The sequence below is a fragment of the Mesorhizobium sp. M0522 genome, assembly GCF_040321085.1.
Lineage (GTDB): Bacteria > Pseudomonadota > Alphaproteobacteria > Rhizobiales > Rhizobiaceae > Mesorhizobium.
On record NZ_JAMYQW010000022.1, the window covers coordinates 63349 to 80619 of the forward strand.

The following is a 17271-nucleotide window of genomic DNA, read 5'->3' on the forward strand; positions in this document are numbered from 1 at the left end:
TTCAGACAAACGATGGTGCATATCAGTGGCTGATCGGCTTTGATCTCCAGACCGATGTCCACGCGCCGAGGATAGGGAGACATCGCTGGTGGCACGCATTTGCGGAGCCGAGGCGACCGCCCTCCAAGCGCTGGGCCACGCGGTAGCGCCCCCGCGTTCACGGAACGGGTGGGCTTTGACTGAGCGTCTGCTAGCCTACAATTGGTTCGGCGACGGCTTCTTCGAGGCCAGCTGCCGCTTGGGCGGCAAGACCGCGGGCCGCTGCTTGTGAATCGTAAAATTCCTCAAGTGCATAGACTCTGCCCCACCGCAGGGTGAACACGTGGAGACCACGGTTGACGTACGACGCGTCGCCATTGAGCAGTGTTGCGGTGCCGTCCCACTGGACAAACACGGTGGTATGCCACGGCCAGCCCTTCACCCAGATGTGGTTGACCGTGAGATGAAGATTGGGCAGGACGCGGCCGAGGCGCTCAAACCAGCGGCGCATGGCTTCTTTGTCGTGGCGCTCACCACCAAGCGCGTGGGCGCCGGAAACGCGGTGATGGACATGCAGCGCGAGTGCCTTCACCGCCTCATCCCAGCGATGGTTGTTGACGTGGTCGAAGCTCTCTCGGATCGATTTCTCGACAAAATAACTGTATAGCATTTGACCTCTCCCCAAACTTATTCGATGGCGTGATCGAGGCACCGTGTGGCGAGCCGAGCGGACGCGAGAGTCCACGGCCAGCAGCACGCCGGCTGCGGTCTGAACTTCGGCTCAGCGTATTGTCGCGTCGGCTCGCAGATGCATGTCAGTCTCGGTCGACACCGTCACCTCATCCCCGGACCTTGAGAACGCGTAGAGCGCGTCCTGGTGGCCCGGCATGGAAAATGCCACGGAGTCGTCGTCGGCGAGGCCCATGACGACGCGCAGCGGATCGCCCCCGGTCTTCGGCGCGAAGGTGGCGGTGACCTCCAGGAGGCCGCCGTCGACCGGAACGTAGTAGACAACCATGTCAAGGTGTCCCTCGTGCAGGCTGCCGCCCTCGATCGGGCGTCCGATGGTGGCTCCCTCGGCAAAAGCCGGGGTCGCAAGAAACAGCGCGGCCAGGAGCGATGCGCTCAGGGTTTTGCGGATCATTTCGCATCTCCTTTTTAGATTGCGTTCGAACTCTATATAGGCTATAGATTACGAACGCAATCTAAAAAAGAGGTCAACAATGCGCGTAAGTCGTACTCAGGCAGCGGAAAACCGAGAAACCGTCATCAACGTGGCAAGCCGCCTTTTTCGGGAGCGCGGCTTTGATGGTATCGGCCTTAAGGATCTGATGAAGGGTGCCGGACTGACCCAAGGCGCGTTTTACAAGCAGTTCGCATCCAAGGACGACCTGGCGGCGCAGGCGTCCAGGCGGGCGATGGAGAGCGCCACCCGTCGATGGTCGGCCGCGACTGCGGCAAACCCTGATGATCCGCTTGGCGCGGTGATCGCGTTCTACCTCAGTATGGATCATCGCGGAGAAAAGATGGACGGCTGCCCGATCGTGGCGCTCGGCTCGGATGCCGCCAGACAGGGCAAGGACGTGAAAGCGCCGTTCGAAGCCGGGATCAAGGAGCATCTCGAGATCCTCGGCCGTTTCATTGCTGAGACCAGTGGCGGGGAGTTCGATGGCAGGGCCATGGCCATTCTCTCGACGATGGTCGGTGCGCTGATGTTATCCCGCGTCATCAACGATCCTGACCTCGCGCAGGCCTTTCTGGATGCGGCGGCCAATCAGGTTCGTGAATCAGCCGGCGCTTGAACGGCGTGGCGGCGCGCCCGAACTGACAGGAAAATAGATGCGACGGATTGTTGTTACGGGCATGGGAGCGGTTACGCCCCTTGCTGCCGATGTTGAAACGTCCTGGTCGCGTCTCCTGGCCGGCCGCTCGGGCATCCGGAGGCTTGCGGATGATGTGGTGTGCGACCTGCCGGCGAAGGTCGGCGGGGTGGTGCCCTCCACAGAAGAAGATCCGGACGCTGGTTTCGATCCGGAAGCCATCCTTCCGCCGAAGGATCAGCGCAAGGTAGACCGGTTCATTCTCTTTGCGCTGGCCGCGGCACAAGAGGCGCTCGCCCAAGCAAGATGGGCCCCCGTCTCGGAAGCGGATCGCTTGCGCACGGCCACGATCATCGCCTCGGGCGTCGGCGGGTTCCCGGCCATAACCGAGGCGGTGCGCACGGTCGACCGGCGCGGCGTCCGCCGTCTATCACCTTTTACGGTGCCGTCCTTCCTGGTGAACCTCGCGGCAGGCCACGTCTCGATCCGCTATGGCTTCAAAGGTCCGCTCGGTGCACCCGTGACGGCGTGCGCGGCCGGCATTCAGGCGATCGGCGATGCGGCTCGCCTAATCCGCGCCAACGAGACCGATATTGCCGTGTGCGGCGGGACGGAAGCATGCACGAATCTTGTCAGCCTCGGTGGGTTTGCCGCGGCACGCTCTCTTTCGACGTCCTTTAATCACCGTCCTGATGAGGCCTCCCGACCGTTCGACAAGTCGCGGGACGGCTTCGTCATGGGCGAAGGAGCCGGCATGCTGGTCATCGAGGAATTGAGCCACGCGCTGGCGCGCGGCGCAAGACCGCTGGCCGAGCTTGTCGGCTACGGCACGACGGCGGATGCTCATCACGTCACCTCCGGTCCCGAGGACGGCGACGGTGCGCGCCGGGCCATGGAGATCGCAATCGCCCAAGCAGGGATTTCGCCCCGCGAGGTTCGTCATCTCAATGCCCATGCGACCTCCACGCCGGTGGGCGACCTGGGTGAGATCGAAGCGATCAAGAGCCTGTTCGGGCGCGATTTCGCGATAGCTGTCAGTGCAACGAAATCGGCGACCGGACACCTGCTCGGAGCCGCCGGCGGGCTCGGAGCAATCTTCGCAATCCTGGCGCTCAGGGATCAGATGGCACCGCCGACCCTCAATCTGAGCGCTCCCGATCCGGCCGGCGACGGGATCGACTTCGTCGCAAACCGGGCCCGGCCGATGGCGATGGGCTATGCAATCTCCAATGGCTTCGGCTTCGGAGGCGTTAATGCCAGCGCTCTGTTCCGGCGCTGGACGGATGATCTGGCCGGCGCGAGTACCAGAGGCGCTCATGATTGACGCCTTTCGCTCCGACCTGTCGTGCTTCTCCCACGCCAATCCAAAACGAAGAAAGAAGTGATCTCCATGAACAAGACCAATCTAGGCGTCGCCCTGGTGACAGGGGCATCCAGCGGTATCGGGCACACAACGGCCAAAGCCCTGCAGAACGCGGGCTTTCGCGTGTTCGGAACCAGCCGTCGCGCGGTCGTCGACCGATCCGATGGCGTTACCATGCTGGCCTGTGACGTGACAGATGACACGTCCGTGGCGAAACTTGTCCAGGACGTGCTGGCCGAGACCGGGCGCATCGACCTGCTTGTCAATAATGCCGGCGTTGGCCTGCTTGGTGGCGCGGAGGAGTCCTCGATGGCCCAGGCCAGGTCGTTGTTTGACGTGAACGTCTTTGGCGTTATGCGAGTAACCAAAGCGGTGTTGCCGACAATGCGCCGCCAAGGCAAGGGCAGAATCGTCAATTTGAGCTCGGTGCAGGGGTTTATTCCAGCTCCCTATTTCGCGCTTTATTCGTCGACCAAGCATGCCGTTGAGGGCTACTCCGAATCGCTCGACCACGAACTGCGTACTTTCGGAATTCGCGTCGTGTTGGTGGAGCCCGCCTATACCCGCACCTCATTTGAAGAAAATCTCGCCAGGCCGGATCAGTTGCTTGACATCTATGGCTCTGCTCGCGCTGGCATGAATGCAGCTGTGCGGAAAGCGATGGAAAAAGGCGATACGCCGGAAGTGGTGGCCAGGACCGTTTTGGCGGCTGCGACCGATCCCGCTCCGAAGGGGCGCTATGCGGCTGGAAAAATGGCGCGCCAGGTCAGTTTCCTGCGCCGTTTCGTCCCCGCATCCGCATTCGACAAAAGCCTGCGAAAGCAACTCGGGCTCCCGGTTTGATGACATCGACGAACACCCGTGAAGATCGGAATCATCGACGCTGGAAACATCGGCACCACGGTGGCGCGGCGCAACCTGACGCGATTGCTCTGGAGAACGCCCTGCGGTCGTTGGCGTTAGATTAGCGCCATGTTATATTGCGGCGCGAAAGAGCGGGGGCCACGTTCCTTTCACACCGTAAGTGATCCGTATGTGCGATCCCTGCAGACTGGTCGGTATCACGGAAACTCCCGGGCATGGGGTTCGGGAATCGATGGGGACAAGGGGTAATGCTCTACACGCTCGTTATGATGGTCTGCCTGACGGATGTGCCGCAGACCTGTGAACAACGCGAACAGATGGTGGACGGCCTGGCGATGAATCCCGGGACCGCCTTCATGCAGGCGCAATCGCTGGTAGCCCAGTGGATCGAGACGCATCCCGGTTATTTCGTTCAGCGCTGGCGCGTGCTGCCCGGCCGTGGATCGTGATATCCGCCGCGAAGATCGAATGAGGTTCTATTTCTTCGCGGCGAGCGTTTCCGAGACGGCCTTGGACAATTGATAAAGCCGCTGCTCGATTAGCGTCGGCACTTCACAGACGTAGGTCAGTGATTGGACGCGTTCATTGAAAATTCGCGTTGCGAATTTCAGCTGTTCGGTTCGCCGATCGATCTCTTCGGGATCTGCATCCGGCGTTGCCCGCAATGCATCGACCTCGGACGCTTCCTTGCGCAACGCGGCGGCCATTTCGAGCTGCTTGTGGGCGTAGCGGGAAATGCCGGAGATCACCTGCGAGCGCTCGGCGTCCAGGTGGTCGAACATGCCTTGCACCATCATCGTCATTTTGGGTGCAAGTTGCTCGGCCGGCAAGGAGGCGGCGAAATCCCTGATCTTCTTTTGAGCTTCCGCAATCGGCATCCGGCGAGCTGCCACTTCCTCGATCAGGGCGGAGATGGTGGGGTCCTTCGACCAGTCCTTCGCGGCTGAAGGAAGGTCCGGTCCGCTCCAGATCTGGCCGAGCGAGAGTTGCGGCACCTTGCGCTGCATGCAGGGCCAGTCTGGATCGGGGTCGGCTGCCATGGCGTTGACGCCCGGCGCGAGCATGGCGACCAGAGCCAGACCGCGAACATGGATCATTCGCGCCATCAGGCATTTCCTCCCGTGTCCTGTTTGCGGGTCATCAGGCCGCGCGAAGGGTCGTAGGCGATGATGGCGGCGGCAAGGAACAGCAGCGTGCAGCCGGCAACGACGCCCAGCGACAGCCAGTCAACCTGGCCGTAGAAGGCGAAGCGGATCAGTTCGACGGCGTAAGTAAATGGATTGGCGAGGCAGATTTTGTAGAGCAGGGGGCTAGCCTCCTGGATACGCCACAAGGGATAGAGTGCCGGAGAAGCGAAATAGCCGGGAAAGATGACGAAGTTCATGATGCCAGCGAAGTTTTCGAGCTGCTTGATCATTGAGGACAGAAGCATGCCGAGCGCGCACAGCATCATGCCTGACAGGAACAGCGCCGGCAGCACGGTGAGATAGCCAAGCGGCGGGGCCTTGACGCCCCAGAACCAGGCAACGATCAGGAACGCGTAAACCTGCGCGATCGACACGGCGACACCGGCGAACATCTTCGAGATCAGTAAAAACCAACGCGGGAAGGGGCTGACCAGCAGGGTGCGCATGTTGCCCATTTCGCGATCATAGACCATCGACAGCGAAGACTGCATGCCCGAAAACAGCAGAATCATGCCGCACAGGCCCGGCGTGATGTAGACCTCATAGAGCACGTAGGTCTTGTAGGGCGGGATGATCGATACGCCGAGCACCTGCCGGAATCCGGCGGCAAAAATGAACAGCCAGACGAGCGGCCGAACCAGCGAGGATATAAAGCGCTCGCGCTGATGCAGGAAGCGCAGGCACTCCCGCACGACGATCCCTTTGAGGCAAACAAGGTAGTGGTGGAGCCCAAACTGTTCGAACTTCACCGGCGTGAGGGCGGCGACTTTTGCGGGCATTGCGGGAGCGCTCATGGCGACATCTCCGCGATGCCGCTTGTTTCGATGCGGTTGAGCCTGGAAAAGGCGTCGCGGATCGAACTGGCACCGCTCGTCGCAACGACATCGGCCACCTTACCCTTGGCAACCAGGTCGCCCTGCCGCAGCACGACGACGTGGTCGCCGTCTTCGACCTCATCGATCAGATGCGTCGCCCACAGCACACCGATGCCCTCGGTTTCGACGAGTTTGCGGATGGTGGCCAAAATGCCCGCACGCGACTGGATGTCGAGACCGACCGTCGCCTCGTCGAGCAGCAGCAGGGAAGGGCGGTGGAGCAGCGCCCGCGCGATCTCGATGCGCCGCATTTGGCCGCCGGAAAGACTGCGTGCCTTGTCATGCTGACGGCCCTGCATGTTGACTGTATCGAGCAGCGCGGCAATGCGCTGCCGGGCTTGGTGTCCGCCAATGCCATGCAGCGAGGCGTGGTAGGAGAGGTTCTGGTGGACGCTGAGGTCGAGGTCGAGCGTGCGTGCCTGGAATACGATGCCGACACGCCTGAGCGCTTCGCCCGAAGCGCGGCTGACGTCATGGCCGAAGATGCGGATCGATCCGCGGCGGGTGCCGTAAAGATGGCTGATCAGTGAGAACAAAGTTGTCTTGCCGGCCCCATTGAGGCCGAGCAGCACGGTGAAAGTTCCCGGCGCGATCGAGAATGAGACGTCCTGGAGCGCTCGCTTCGGACCATAGGAATGGCTGATGCCGGCAACATCGAGCGCTGCCACCTCCTCTCCAGCTCCGCTTGTCCTCACATGCTGCATGCCGCTGGCTCCTTCGGGGCGCGCTGGTTATCTAGTGCACTTGCAACATCCCCGCGGCAAATATTCATCACGTCGGCCTCCCTGATCATTGCTGCGGTCTAGTGGGGCGATATGGCCACGCCCCAAGGCTGCTGGCCCACCGTAACCGATTGAACCGGCTCGTCCGTCGCCGTGTCGATGAATGTGATGTCGTTGGAATTGCCGTTGGTGGTGATCAGCGTCTTCTGATCGGGGGTGAAGTCGAGATGCCAGACGCGCTGGCCGACCAGGATGTATTTTTCCACCTCGTAGGTTTCGGTGTTGATGACGGCGACGTGGTTCGCTGGGCCGAGCGCGACATAGGCTTTCTTGCCGTCCGCGCTGATTGCGATGCCGACCGGCTGGATGGTTTCGGGCCGCAGTCCCGCAATCGCGAACTGGATCTTCTTCACCACCTCGCGTTTGAGACTGTCGATGACGCTGACGGTACCGCCGATTTCGGCACTGACCCAGATCTGTGATCCGTCGGGCTTGAATTGCGCAAAGCGCGGACGCGTGTCGACCAGGACGTTGTCGGTCACCTCATGGCTGTCGGTGTCGATGAAATGCGCCATGCTGGTGGTTTCGGAGGTGTTGACCATGGTTTTGCCATCGGGACTGACGGCCATGCCTTCAGGCTCCACCCCAACGGGAATCTCGGTCATGACCTGCTTGCTCTCGACGTTGATCGCGGTGACGAGATTGTCGTCCTCGTTGGCGACGTAGAGCGTCTTGCCGTCGGGCGAAAGCACGAACAGTTCGGGATCGGGGCCTGATGGCAGCGTGCCAACGATCTGCAGCGTCGCGGTATCGATGATTTCGATCGTATCGTCATCGCTGGCGCACAAATAGATGAACTTGCCGTCATGCGAGATGGTGATACCGCGCGGCCTCTGGCCGACTTCGACGGTCTTCACCACTTGCATCGTCGCCGTGTCGACGACCGTTATCGTATTGTCTTTCTCGTTGGAGACATAAACGGTGTAAGCCCACGCCGGATTGGCCATGAAGCCGAGAATGGCGAGTGCGCAAGCTCGTCTCTGCACGAAAATTCCTCCCGATTGGTTCTACTTAAGGACGCATTTCGTTTCCGGCTGATCGACGCCGAGCGTATCGAGCTCGGAGATCTGGTGGAGATAACCCTCCTGTGGCGATGTCGAGACCACGGATTTGGTGTCGCCGAGCAGGATTGGCTGGCGAAGCTGATGGTTCCACTGGCGGAAGGTCAGCTTCTGTCCCTTGAAGGCGGCGACCGAGAAATCGTCCGAGCCGATGTAGTCGCTGATCTTCTTCGGATCGTCGCCATTGGTCCGCGTGCTGGCTTCGCCCACCGCCCGCACCGCCGTCCAGGCCGACATATCCTTGGACAGCATTCGCCGGCCGGTCGTCTTCAGGAAACGGCTTTGCATTTGAATGCCACCCCATTGCTCGCTCGCGGGATGCCAGGACGATGCGACAAGACCGGCCGTGCCAGCGACCAGCCGCGGTGTCCAGGTGCGGTAGGGCACATAGGTTCCGAACACCTCGCTCTCATCGGCGACAAGCACCACGTCATGCTCCGGCAGATCCTGCGTGAACACGGAAATCTGCTGCTGTATCTGCGTGGCGCCGGTGTCGGTGCGGCGCGCCGTGCCGGTGTCTTTGAACTCCTTCTCGGCGACGATCTGACCGCCGAAGCGGGCCGCCGCGCGGCGCAACGCGTCCGCATAGAGATGATCCCGCTCATGCGAACCGTAGAGCAGCACCCAATTCGGCCATTTCTTTACCACGAGATACTGCGCCAGCGCGTCAGCCAGCATGCTTCGCGTCGGCGCGATATGGAAAATATTTATGCGGCAGTCTTCCTCGCGCAGGCTGTCGTCGGTGGCACCGACATTGAAGACCAGAACGCCCTTGTCGCGGGCGATGTCGGCGATCGACAGCAATTGCCTGGCCGAGAGGTCAGCGACAACATAGCGGTCACCTTTGGCAATCAGATCGTTGAACGCCTCAACCGCGTCGGCGTCCGGCTTGACCTCGGCTATGTCGAGGCTGAATTTCTGGCTGAGGAACTTTCCTGTCGTGTTGTTATCGCCGATCGCCACATTGGCGCCGGCGACACCTTCGTCGCGTGGCGGCAGGTCCAGCAGGGAAAGCGCCAGTTGCGGCGCGTAGGCCCGCAAATAACCTATTCTGATTTCGGTTATCTTTCTTTCCGGCCTGTCGGCTGCGACCGGTTGCTTGCCCGTCACTTCCTGGGCTATCACGCCTGTAACGTTGGCGGTCTGGAAAAAAAAGCACAAAAAGGCCGCGAGAGTGCCTGGCACCGCGCTCGTCATCGATAAAACTGCCCATTCTTGCACTAAAGTCCGATTGTTCCCGGACCAGCGCGAATTCAAGGTGCCCACAATGAGCTTAGCGGACGCCACAAGATTTATCAAAGCCCTGCAAGTGGACTTACGTGTCTGCTTTAGTCCTATTCCTTTTCGCGGGGATACGGCGATGAATGAGCGTGTTGCGGTCTCATCCGCAGCAATGGCGGAATGTGAAACTCTATGGGTCGTCATGGGAGGATTGCCTGATGAAAACGCGCGCCGCTGTCGCCGTCGCCGCCGGAAAGCCGCTGGAGATCATGGAGGTCGACCTCGAAGGTCCGCGTGATGGCGAGGTGCTGGTCGAGATCAAGGCAACCGGCATCTGCCACACCGACGAGTTCACGCTGTCGGGCGCCGACCCGGAAGGCCTGTTTCCGGCGATCCTCGGCCATGAGGGCGCCGGCATCGTCGTCGACGTCGGCAAGGGCGTCACCTCGGTCAGGAAGGGCGACCATGTCATCCCGCTCTATACGCCGGAATGCCGGCAGTGCCCGTCCTGCCTGTCGCGCAAGACCAATCTGTGCACCGCCATCCGCGCCACGCAGGGACAGGGCTTGATGCCCGACGGCACCTCGCGCTTCTCGATCGGCAAGGACAAGCTGTTCCACTATATGGGCTGCTCGACCTTCTCCAACTTCACCGTGCTGCCCGAGATCGCGGTGGCCAGGGTCAATGCCGACGCCCCGTTCGACAAGATCTGCTACATCGGCTGCGGCGTCACCACCGGCATCGGCGCTGTGATCAACACGGCCAAGGTCGAGCAAGGCGCGACGGCGGTCGTGTTCGGCCTCGGCGGCATCGGCCTCAACGTCATCCAGGGCCTGCGCCTTGCCGGCGCCGACATGATCATCGGCGTCGACCTGAACAACGACAGACGAGCCTGGGGCGAGAAATTCGGCATGACGCATTTCGTCAATCCGAAGGAGATCGACGGCGATGTCGTGGCTCATCTCGTCAACATGACCAAGCGCGGCGCCGACCAGATCGGCGGCGCCGACTACACGTTCGACTGCACCGGCAACACCAAAGTCATGCGGCAGGCGCTAGAATCGTCGCATCGCGGCTGGGGCAAGTCGGTCATCATCGGCGTTGCCGGCGCCGGCCAGGAGATCTCGACGCGGCCGTTCCAGCTGGTCACCGGCCGCACCTGGATGGGCACCGCCTTCGGCGGCGCGCGCGGCCGCACCGACGTGCCGAAGATCGTCGACTGGTACATGGCCGGCAAGATCGAGATCGATCCGATGATCACCCACACGCTGAAGCTCGAGGACATCAACAAGGGCTTTGACCTGATGCATGAAGGCAAGTCGATCAGGAGCGTGGTGGTTTACTGAGGAGGAGAAAGCCGCCGGCTAACCAGCCAACGGCCGAAAAATGCAGATGTTCAACACGGGAGGAGACAAAAATGCCGGAAAAACTGCATCCTAAAATCGACAATGGACTGCCACGGGAAAAGGCCGACTTTGCCGGCGGCACGCTGGTCTGCGCCTGCACCAGCAACCCGGTCAAGGTGAAGGTCAAGGGCCAGATCGCCCACAACCATGCTTGCGGCTGCACCAAATGCTGGAAGCCGGAAGGCGCGCTGTTCTCGGTCGTGGCGGTTGCCGGTACAAACGACGTGACGGTGACCGAAAACGGCGACAAGCTGAAGATCGTCGATCCGGGCGCGCTGATCCTGCGCCATGCCTGCACCGGCTGCGGCGTCCACATGCACGGCCCGGTCGAGCGCGACCACGCTTTCAAGGGGCTGTCCTTCATCCATCCCGAACGCTTCCAGGAAGACGGCTGGTCGCCGCCGGGCTTCACCGCCTTTGTCTCTTCGATCATCGAGTCCGGTGTCGATCCGAGCCGCATGGACGGCATAAGGTCACAGCTGAAGTCGATCGGGCTCGAACCTTATGATTGCCTCAATCCAGGACTGATGGACTATATCGCCACCTGGACGGCCAAGCGGTCCGGCGCGTTGCCGGCCTAACGACTGATCAGACACTATCTTTGGGGCCGGACGAAATCGCCCGGTCCCAGGCGTTGGAACGAACGCAGGCGAGCGCGTAGACGGACACGCTTCGTAAGTCATTGCCGACGTGCTGTCAGCCTCGGGGGGCGTTGGGCTCAACGGGAATATGCTGAAATTGGTCCAACCGGATCGTATAGCTTCAAGATCAGCGACTGCGATCAGTTGGTTCTGGCTCGGCGCGGCCCAGATCGTGGACTACAGCTTGGATATCGCGGGCAAAGTCGCGCCCGAAGCGCGATGGCGGCAAGGTGGTGCTCCTTACCAGTACGATATCGAGCGCCTGGCGGGGCTTGAACGGCAGCACCATCAGCTTTGCTGCGTTTTGTCCAGGAAACCAGCCCGTGTACCAGCGCGACCCCGGACCAGCCCATACCATCGGTGCGGCCGCGAACAAGGCGGGCGTCGGGGAAGCGTCGTGTGGCGGCCGGCAACAGTGCGAAAGCCGGCGGTCACTGGCTGTCACGCGAAGCCGGAAGTCCGTCACGACCTGTCTCTGTTTCAATGGATCTGTCGCCGGCACATTCGGCCGATTTGGCCCACCGGGCAAGGCATTGCATTTCAGAACGGCCACATCTGCCGCGTGGCGCCGCGGAAATCATGGACACATTCTGCTTTAGCCGGCCAAGATGGCAATGTACTATTTGCCAATAAGCTGGCCATGGTTGCAGGACTATTCTAGGCCAGACCAAACCGAAATGAAGCTGATGACCGATCGCGCCAGGTTCCTGATCATTGACGACCATCCGCTGTTTCGCGAGGCGTTGCATAGTGCCGTGCAGATGGCCTATCCGGAAGTCGACACGGTCGAGGCACGCTCGATTGCCGAGGCGCTCGAGCTTCTGACGGATGCCAAGCCGTTCGACCTGGCGCTGCTCGATCTCAGTATGCCCGACGTGCATGGGTTTGACGGGCTGCTGCAGCTCAGGACGCGTTATCCGCGCCTGCCGGTGGTCATCGTCTCCGGCTATGAGGAACCGAAGATCATTTCAGAGGCGCTGTCGTACGGTGCGGCCGGCTTCATCCCGAAATCGGCGCGCAAGAGCGACCTTGCGGCCGCCATTCGCTCGGTGATGGAAGGCGCGATCTATGTTCCCGAGACTTATGAAGGCCGGCCGCGCGACGCCGACAGCACCGACCGCGCCGAGATGGTGCAGCGCCTGGCTACGCTGACGCCGCAGCAGCTCAAAGTGCTGCAGATGCTGCGCCAGGGCCTGCTCAACAAGCAGATCGCCTATGAACTGCAGGTCGGCGAGACCACAGTCAAGGCGCATGTCTCCGAAATCCTGCGCAAGCTCAACGTCTACAGCCGCACACAGGCGGTGATCGAGGTCTCGAAGCTCGACAATGCCGAGCTTTTTCGCGATCCGGCGGGGTTTTGAGAGCGCTCGCTAAAAAGCGCACTGTCACCGTAGTCGACCGCACTCGTGTCACCGCAATCGGACTAGACTAGCCACGGCTCTCACGTTCCGGCCACCAGCTAAGCAACCCGCGCCTCTCTCCTTCGTCATCGGCTTCCCGCTCGGTGCGGTGAAAACGCTCGTGTCGCCGACCAACCCGCAGCAGGAAATAGAAAGTGGGTATGCGGACCACTATCTGGCACCTCCGTGGGCAAGAGTTGGATTCATCTCGGTCAGGGCACATTCCAGCGGATGAGCGTTTCCGAATTGGGTGCTGCCAGTGCAGGTCGCGAAGACCTCTCTAATCTTTAACAGTCAATACCAGCTAGCTCGTGGGCGCCGCGGCATTGCTTGCGGCGCCCAAGTCACGAGGCCGCTTTCTCGATTGCGCCACAGCCCTCATTGCGAACTAGACAAACATCATGACTATGATCGCGCCGATCACGATAAGGACAAGGCCGCCGACCAGCATCGGCAACAGACTGTTGTCCGGGTCGATACCCGATTCAAATTGCTTCGTTATCTGCTCATGGTTCTTCTTTGGTTCAGCCATGGCTCGTCTCCGTGCGGGAAAAATCGAACATACGTCCGGTCTGTGACGGCCGCCTGCGCCGTCTCAAATTGATCACGCGATGAGATGGTGCGGCTCTTGATCCTTCGCGGCGCAATATTTTGTCTCCGATCGTAGAGAGATGTCGACCTTACTCGCCGCTTTGCGCCACGCCGGAAACTCGGAGTGGTGACGGCTTGCCAAGGAAATCCTGAGGCATCAGGGTGACGTCGGCCAGCGTGTAGCGGTCAAGGGTGCTCTGGAAGGAGGCGATCGCTTCGCCAAACATGCTTGAAAGCTTGCAGGAGCCGGTGAGAACACATTGGTTTCCCGTGGCGAAGCACTCCACAACCGCGAAATCCGGCTCGGTCAGCCGTATGACATCGCCGATTCGGATCATCTCGGGCCGGAGCCCCAGGACAAGACCGCCGGAACGGCCGCGGACCGCCTTCAGGTAACCGCCGCGTGTCAGGGTATTGGCGACTTTGTTGAGGTGTGTCTTCGACACCTTGAAGGTGCGAGCAGTCTCCTCGATCGTGATCAGGCGATCCCCGGCGGAGGCCGCGTACATCAGCATCCTCAAAGCATAGTCCGAGAAGTTGGTCAGCCTCAACGGTGCCTCTCTTGGGTTGGCGTGCTGTTATGGGAACCACTAACAAACCAATTCGGCATCACAGGTCTTTCTCGGCAATAGGTTCGATGCCAATCGTAGTCTCGCCACGGCTGAAGGCGACCGCGAGACGGAAACTGTGAGCGATGCGCAACGCGCGCTCCATAAAGAGCGCTGCCACCTCGGGCGGGCAAATGCGGTGTACCGTTGCCCGAAATAACTTTAACCAGCGACGGAAATGCGCCTCGCCGAGACCGGCTATGGCCAGGTGTGGCGGTAGTGGCCGGCCTTCATATCGCGAAGTCCGAAGTAGCGTCGCAGACCAGAAGTCGCACATCTTCGCCAGATGCTGCGGCCACTTGTCGGGCTCAATCCGGTCGTGGAAAATGGGGCCGAGAATGTCATCACGACGAATTTCGTCATAAAAACCGTGGATCACGCCGCGGATCATTGTCTCGTCGAGCACGTCCGGCAACAGGACGCCGTCGACGACGATAGTTCTCCTACTCAGACCTTTCTCACTCATCTGGACGCTCCTGTTTTTCCCCAATGCGAGCGGGCTCAAGCCTTGGGTTCGCTCCTCGATGGATGCGACATAAAAGATAGATTGTCAATCTATGTTATTGCGCGACAAAGCACGCATGAAGTGGGAATCCGAAGCTGAAGCAGATCTGCCTGGCCCAATCCGCTGGTGACGAGCCTCTTAGTTGGCCGTGGTTTGTGCCGCGCCACTGGATTCTAAGGCGTTGCTGAACTGCTTAGGTATCACGACGCCAGGCCCGACGCGGCAAGTATGCGTCGGAAGCGGCTCAGTTTCGAGAATCGCCAACGCCTCATCGGATGACTGTGCCTGTCGGAGTCGCTCCCGAACTTGAGATGTCCGAAGCACCCGGCATATTTGCGAAAGGGCAGGGAGGAAGGCGGAAGTGGCAGAGCGCGGCCAGAGTACAGTGTAAATGAGATCGACGGGGTCGTCGTCGGGGCCGTCGAAATCGATCGGCTGGGCCAAGCGTGTCAAAGACGCGACAGGCGAAGAGATCATACCCAGTAGAGCGTGCGGGATTGCGACGCCACGACCTATGCCCGTCGAGCCGAAATCCTCGCGGTCGAAGAGACCACGGACAACCACCTGCTCATCAAGCCCGGCTCTTCGCGCAATCCTGATCGCGATTTTTGATAAGGCTGATTGCTTTCCCTTTGTCGTAAGGTCAAGCGAAATGCCTTCCTCTGACAAGACGGGGGAGATCATCAGGGCCAACTCCAAGTCGATCCAAACGCGATCGCAAATCAGCGTTCAGCTGCACTGGTTAAGCAAGGCAGATGAGGTGTGGAGATGCTGGCTGTCCCGGACGCGAAGCCAAGGCTTTCTCGCGTCCGGGCTAATGACCCGTTTTGAGGAGTCTCGGCTGCCGGGAATCGAGATGGAAAATATTCATAGCACTTCAGAGGTAGTGAAAGATTTTTCGAAATCAAGCAAACAGGGCACGCTTGGACGAGCAGAAATAATGCACTGAAATGCCAGTTAATTTCGTTTGACGATCAGAACAGTCTCCTGCTTGCTGGCTGGACGCGAACAGGCCGCGCCAGCAAGTGAAAACCGGATTCTTTGAGTCCAGATCTTCGGCCATCGCGTTTTTAGTTCAACAAGGAGATAGCGTGATGAAAAAACTCGTCCTCGCAGTTGCCCTGACAGTGGGCAGTTCGCTTTGCGCCATGGCGGCGGATGAGGTCACCAAAGCTCCGCCAGCCGCTCCGTACGAACAGGTCAGCAAGCTTGTGAAGCTGCCGGACTTCCTGCCGGGCATGGGCCAACTTTTCGTTGATCCGACGACATTGCCTGCCGGACCATTCCTTGCCTATGACCACGATGGCAAGCTTGTCAGCACGATTTATATGCTGCCGACCAAGGAGCTCAATCCAGACAAGCGTTTTGACGATCTCGCTTCACCCGGCGGCAATGTCGACCATGTCGATGTCTACTACAATGCCGGCCATCCGGGAGTCGAAGAGCCGCATGTCCACGTCGTGCTGTGGCATGTCTCGGCCGCTGACGAGGCCCAGGTCGCCAAATGACACTCACGCGCCGTGAGATACTAAGCGCGGGCGGGGGCCTTGCCGCCGCCCTCTCGCTCTCTACTGTGGGAGTATTGGCCGGCGACGCGATCAAAATCCGGATGCAAGGGCGCGCCGACGGTTCACACGTTTGGTTCGACCCGATAGGCATTCTGATCAAACCAGGACAGACGATCCGCTGGACCAATCTCAATCCCGGCAATTCGCATACGACGACGGCGTACAATCCCACAAACTTCGAGCGGCCGCTTCGGATGCCCAAGGCGGCAAAATCTTGGGATTCTGACTATCTCCTGCCCAACGAGAGCTTTTCGGTTACCTTCACCGAGCAGGGGGTCTACGACTATTATTGTATCCCGCATGAGCACGCCGGAATGGTCGGCCGCATTATCGTCAGCGAACCAGAGGCACATGGCTGGGCTGAAATGATTGGAGCAAATGGCGACCTACCGGAGGAGGCCCTCAAGGCATTCCCGACTGTCGAAGACATCATGACGAGACGGGTCGTCCGGCGCGCTTAGATCATGCGCATGAAAGGCACGGCCCTCGCAACAAGTGGACCTAATACGACGATACCAGTGGGAGCGCGAGTTTCTTGGGTGTCGTGAGTGAGGGGACTTTCATGACAGCCTGCGTGTTTGCGTGTGAAACTCAACCATCATCTCAGGCCGGACGCGACGCGCGGACCCAAGTGCCGGACGCACCTCTCGATGCCCGAACTGCGGCCGAGCAACGCGAGCGTGCGACGCACCGGCTTGCCGCCTTGGGCGAGATGACGGGCGGTATTGCCCATGACTTCAGAAACCTCCTGGCAGTAATAGAATCCGGGCTCGGGCTCGCTGAACGAAGAGCCGACGAGCCCGAAAGGGTTCGTGCCTACATTGCGGCCGCGCGGGAAGGAATCGATCGAGGGATCGAACTAACGTCACTGCTATTGGCCTTCGCAAAGCATCAGGAAGTCGATATCCAGGCCGGCAATTTGAATGAGTTCCTCACATCTTTCGAGCCTTTCCTGAGGTATGGCGCGGGAGCCGATGTCCGCGTCAAGCTGGAGCTTGGTTCCGGTGTCCCAGACTGTTTGATCGATCCCGCACTTTTCGACACCGCGGTGCTTAATCTCGTCATGAACGCACGAGATGCGATGCCAAGTGGCGGGGAGATCCGCGTCATCACCAAGCGTTTGGTGCAGACGACCGCGAAACCTGACCCGCCCGGACCTGGAACCTACGCATGCGTTCGCGTCAAAGACCACGGTTGCGGAATGGCTCCTGAAGTCTTGCGGAAGGTGTTCGATCCATTCTTCACGACGAAGGGTGAGAAGGGAACCGGGATAGGGATGCCACAAGTGCAGGCACTGACCCAGATGGTTGGTGGTCGGATACGAATAAGCAGTGAACGAGAGATTGGAACAACGGTCGACCTTCTGTTCCCGTCAGTCCAGTCGGATATTTAGACGCTCC

Annotated in this window: 22 protein-coding genes; 10 read left to right on the top strand and 12 right to left on the bottom strand. The window is 60.3% G+C overall.

Annotation, left to right across the window (positions count from 1 at the left end):
* Positions 1-190 precede the first annotated feature (190 nt).
* Positions 191-649 carry a nuclear transport factor 2 family protein gene (locus tag NKI58_RS22015; RefSeq protein WP_352594009.1) on the bottom strand — a complete coding sequence of 153 codons (459 nt, stop codon included), beginning with the start codon at positions 647-649 and terminating at the stop codon, positions 191-193.
* 111 nt (positions 650-760) lie between these two features.
* Positions 761-1123, bottom strand: coding sequence for a hypothetical protein (locus NKI58_RS22020; protein ID WP_352594010.1), 363 nt, complete (start codon positions 1121-1123; stop codon positions 761-763).
* Between the two features lie 79 nt (positions 1124-1202).
* Between NKI58_RS22020 and NKI58_RS22025 the strand changes: the two genes are divergently transcribed.
* The 4 genes from NKI58_RS22025 to NKI58_RS22040 all read left to right on the top strand — a co-directional run bounded on the left by NKI58_RS22025 (position 1203) and on the right by NKI58_RS22040 (position 4475).
* Positions 1203-1781: a TetR/AcrR family transcriptional regulator gene (locus NKI58_RS22025; protein ID WP_352594011.1), complete on the top strand. Its 579-nt coding sequence runs from the start codon at positions 1203-1205 to the stop codon at positions 1779-1781.
* Positions 1782-1818: 37 nt separating this feature from the next.
* A complete protein-coding gene (gene fabF / locus NKI58_RS22030) occupies positions 1819-3123 on the top strand; it encodes a beta-ketoacyl-ACP synthase II (protein ID WP_352853749.1) in 1305 nt (434 codons plus the stop codon).
* A 66-nt stretch (positions 3124-3189) separates the two neighbouring features.
* Positions 3190-4005 (top strand): oxidoreductase, encoded by an 816-nt coding sequence (locus tag NKI58_RS22035; protein ID WP_352594013.1) that lies wholly within the window; start codon positions 3190-3192, stop codon positions 4003-4005.
* A 269-nt stretch (positions 4006-4274) separates the two neighbouring features.
* Positions 4275-4475 carry a hypothetical protein gene (locus tag NKI58_RS22040; protein ID WP_023678847.1) on the top strand — a complete coding sequence of 67 codons (201 nt, stop codon included), beginning with the start codon at positions 4275-4277 and terminating at the stop codon, positions 4473-4475.
* Positions 4476-4502: 27 nt separating this feature from the next.
* Here NKI58_RS22040 and NKI58_RS22045 read toward each other — a convergent pair whose 3' ends face one another.
* The 5 genes from NKI58_RS22045 to NKI58_RS22065 form a co-directional block, all read right to left on the bottom strand.
* The gene (locus tag NKI58_RS22045) at positions 4503-5132 is read right to left on the bottom strand and encodes a hypothetical protein (protein ID WP_352594014.1); all 630 of its coding nucleotides are present in this window, start codon (positions 5130-5132) and stop codon (positions 4503-4505) included.
* The gene (locus NKI58_RS22050; protein WP_352827558.1) at positions 5132-5992 is read right to left on the bottom strand and encodes a lanthanide ABC transporter permease protein PedC; all 861 of its coding nucleotides are present in this window, start codon (positions 5990-5992) and stop codon (positions 5132-5134) included. The genes NKI58_RS22045 and NKI58_RS22050 overlap by 1 nt, the downstream gene beginning before the upstream one ends.
* Before the next feature lie 11 nt (positions 5993-6003).
* Complete coding sequence (locus NKI58_RS22055; protein ID WP_031212311.1) at positions 6004-6792, bottom strand: lanthanide ABC transporter ATP-binding protein PedB/LutE; 789 nt, start codon at positions 6790-6792, stop codon at positions 6004-6006.
* A 98-nt stretch (positions 6793-6890) separates the two neighbouring features.
* Entirely contained in the window at positions 6891-7856 is a 966-nt protein-coding gene (locus NKI58_RS22060) for a YVTN family beta-propeller repeat protein (RefSeq protein ID WP_352541893.1), read from the bottom strand.
* A 21-nt stretch (positions 7857-7877) separates the two neighbouring features.
* Positions 7878-9128, bottom strand: a complete 1251-nt coding sequence (locus NKI58_RS22065) for a lanthanide ABC transporter ABC transporter substrate-binding protein PedA1 (protein WP_352594016.1) — start codon at positions 9126-9128, stop codon at positions 7878-7880.
* A gap of 242 nt (positions 9129-9370) precedes the next feature.
* Here NKI58_RS22065 and NKI58_RS22070 point away from each other — a divergent pair, with 242 nt between their 5' ends.
* Both NKI58_RS22070 and gfa read left to right on the top strand, forming a co-directional pair.
* Positions 9371-10498: an S-(hydroxymethyl)glutathione dehydrogenase/class III alcohol dehydrogenase gene (locus NKI58_RS22070; protein ID WP_352853751.1), complete on the top strand. Its 1128-nt coding sequence runs from the start codon at positions 9371-9373 to the stop codon at positions 10496-10498.
* A 71-nt stretch (positions 10499-10569) separates the two neighbouring features.
* Positions 10570-11139 carry an S-(hydroxymethyl)glutathione synthase gene (gene gfa, locus NKI58_RS22075; protein WP_352451333.1) on the top strand — a complete coding sequence of 190 codons (570 nt, stop codon included), beginning with the start codon at positions 10570-10572 and terminating at the stop codon, positions 11137-11139.
* 187 nt (positions 11140-11326) lie between these two features.
* Here the strand turns inward: gfa and NKI58_RS22080 are convergent, their stop codons facing one another.
* The gene (locus NKI58_RS22080; RefSeq protein ID WP_352594941.1) at positions 11327-11488 is read right to left on the bottom strand and encodes a hypothetical protein; all 162 of its coding nucleotides are present in this window, start codon (positions 11486-11488) and stop codon (positions 11327-11329) included.
* Positions 11489-11876: 388 nt separating this feature from the next.
* Here NKI58_RS22080 and NKI58_RS22085 point away from each other — a divergent pair, with 388 nt between their 5' ends.
* A complete protein-coding gene (locus NKI58_RS22085) occupies positions 11877-12560 on the top strand; it encodes a response regulator (RefSeq protein WP_023679211.1) in 684 nt (227 codons plus the stop codon).
* A 427-nt stretch (positions 12561-12987) separates the two neighbouring features.
* Here NKI58_RS22085 and NKI58_RS22090 read toward each other — a convergent pair whose 3' ends face one another.
* From NKI58_RS22090 to NKI58_RS22105, 4 genes are all read right to left on the bottom strand, one after another.
* Positions 12988-13131 carry a hypothetical protein gene (locus NKI58_RS22090; RefSeq protein WP_352594944.1) on the bottom strand — a complete coding sequence of 48 codons (144 nt, stop codon included), beginning with the start codon at positions 13129-13131 and terminating at the stop codon, positions 12988-12990.
* 148 nt (positions 13132-13279) lie between these two features.
* A complete protein-coding gene (locus NKI58_RS22095) occupies positions 13280-13741 on the bottom strand; it encodes an RrF2 family transcriptional regulator (protein WP_352594947.1) in 462 nt (153 codons plus the stop codon).
* A 58-nt stretch (positions 13742-13799) separates the two neighbouring features.
* Positions 13800-14264, bottom strand: a complete 465-nt coding sequence (locus tag NKI58_RS22100; protein WP_352594949.1) for a group III truncated hemoglobin — start codon at positions 14262-14264, stop codon at positions 13800-13802.
* A 177-nt stretch (positions 14265-14441) separates the two neighbouring features.
* A complete protein-coding gene (locus NKI58_RS22105) occupies positions 14442-14987 on the bottom strand; it encodes a PTS sugar transporter subunit IIA (protein ID WP_352853753.1) in 546 nt (181 codons plus the stop codon).
* Positions 14988-15397: 410 nt separating this feature from the next.
* Between NKI58_RS22105 and NKI58_RS22110 the strand changes: the two genes are divergently transcribed.
* The 3 genes from NKI58_RS22110 (at position 15398) to NKI58_RS22120 (ending at position 17264) form a co-directional block, all read left to right on the top strand.
* On the top strand, positions 15398-15811 hold the full coding sequence (locus NKI58_RS22110; RefSeq protein WP_352594954.1) for a DUF5602 domain-containing protein: 414 nt from the start codon (positions 15398-15400) through the stop codon (positions 15809-15811).
* Positions 15808-16332 (top strand): plastocyanin/azurin family copper-binding protein, encoded by a 525-nt coding sequence (locus NKI58_RS22115; RefSeq protein ID WP_352853755.1) that lies wholly within the window; start codon positions 15808-15810, stop codon positions 16330-16332. Before NKI58_RS22110 ends, NKI58_RS22115 begins: the two co-directional genes overlap by 4 nt.
* Before the next feature lie 101 nt (positions 16333-16433).
* Positions 16434-17264 (top strand): ATP-binding protein, encoded by an 831-nt coding sequence (locus NKI58_RS22120; RefSeq protein WP_352827872.1) that lies wholly within the window; start codon positions 16434-16436, stop codon positions 17262-17264.
* Positions 17265-17271: the final 7 nt, after the last annotated feature.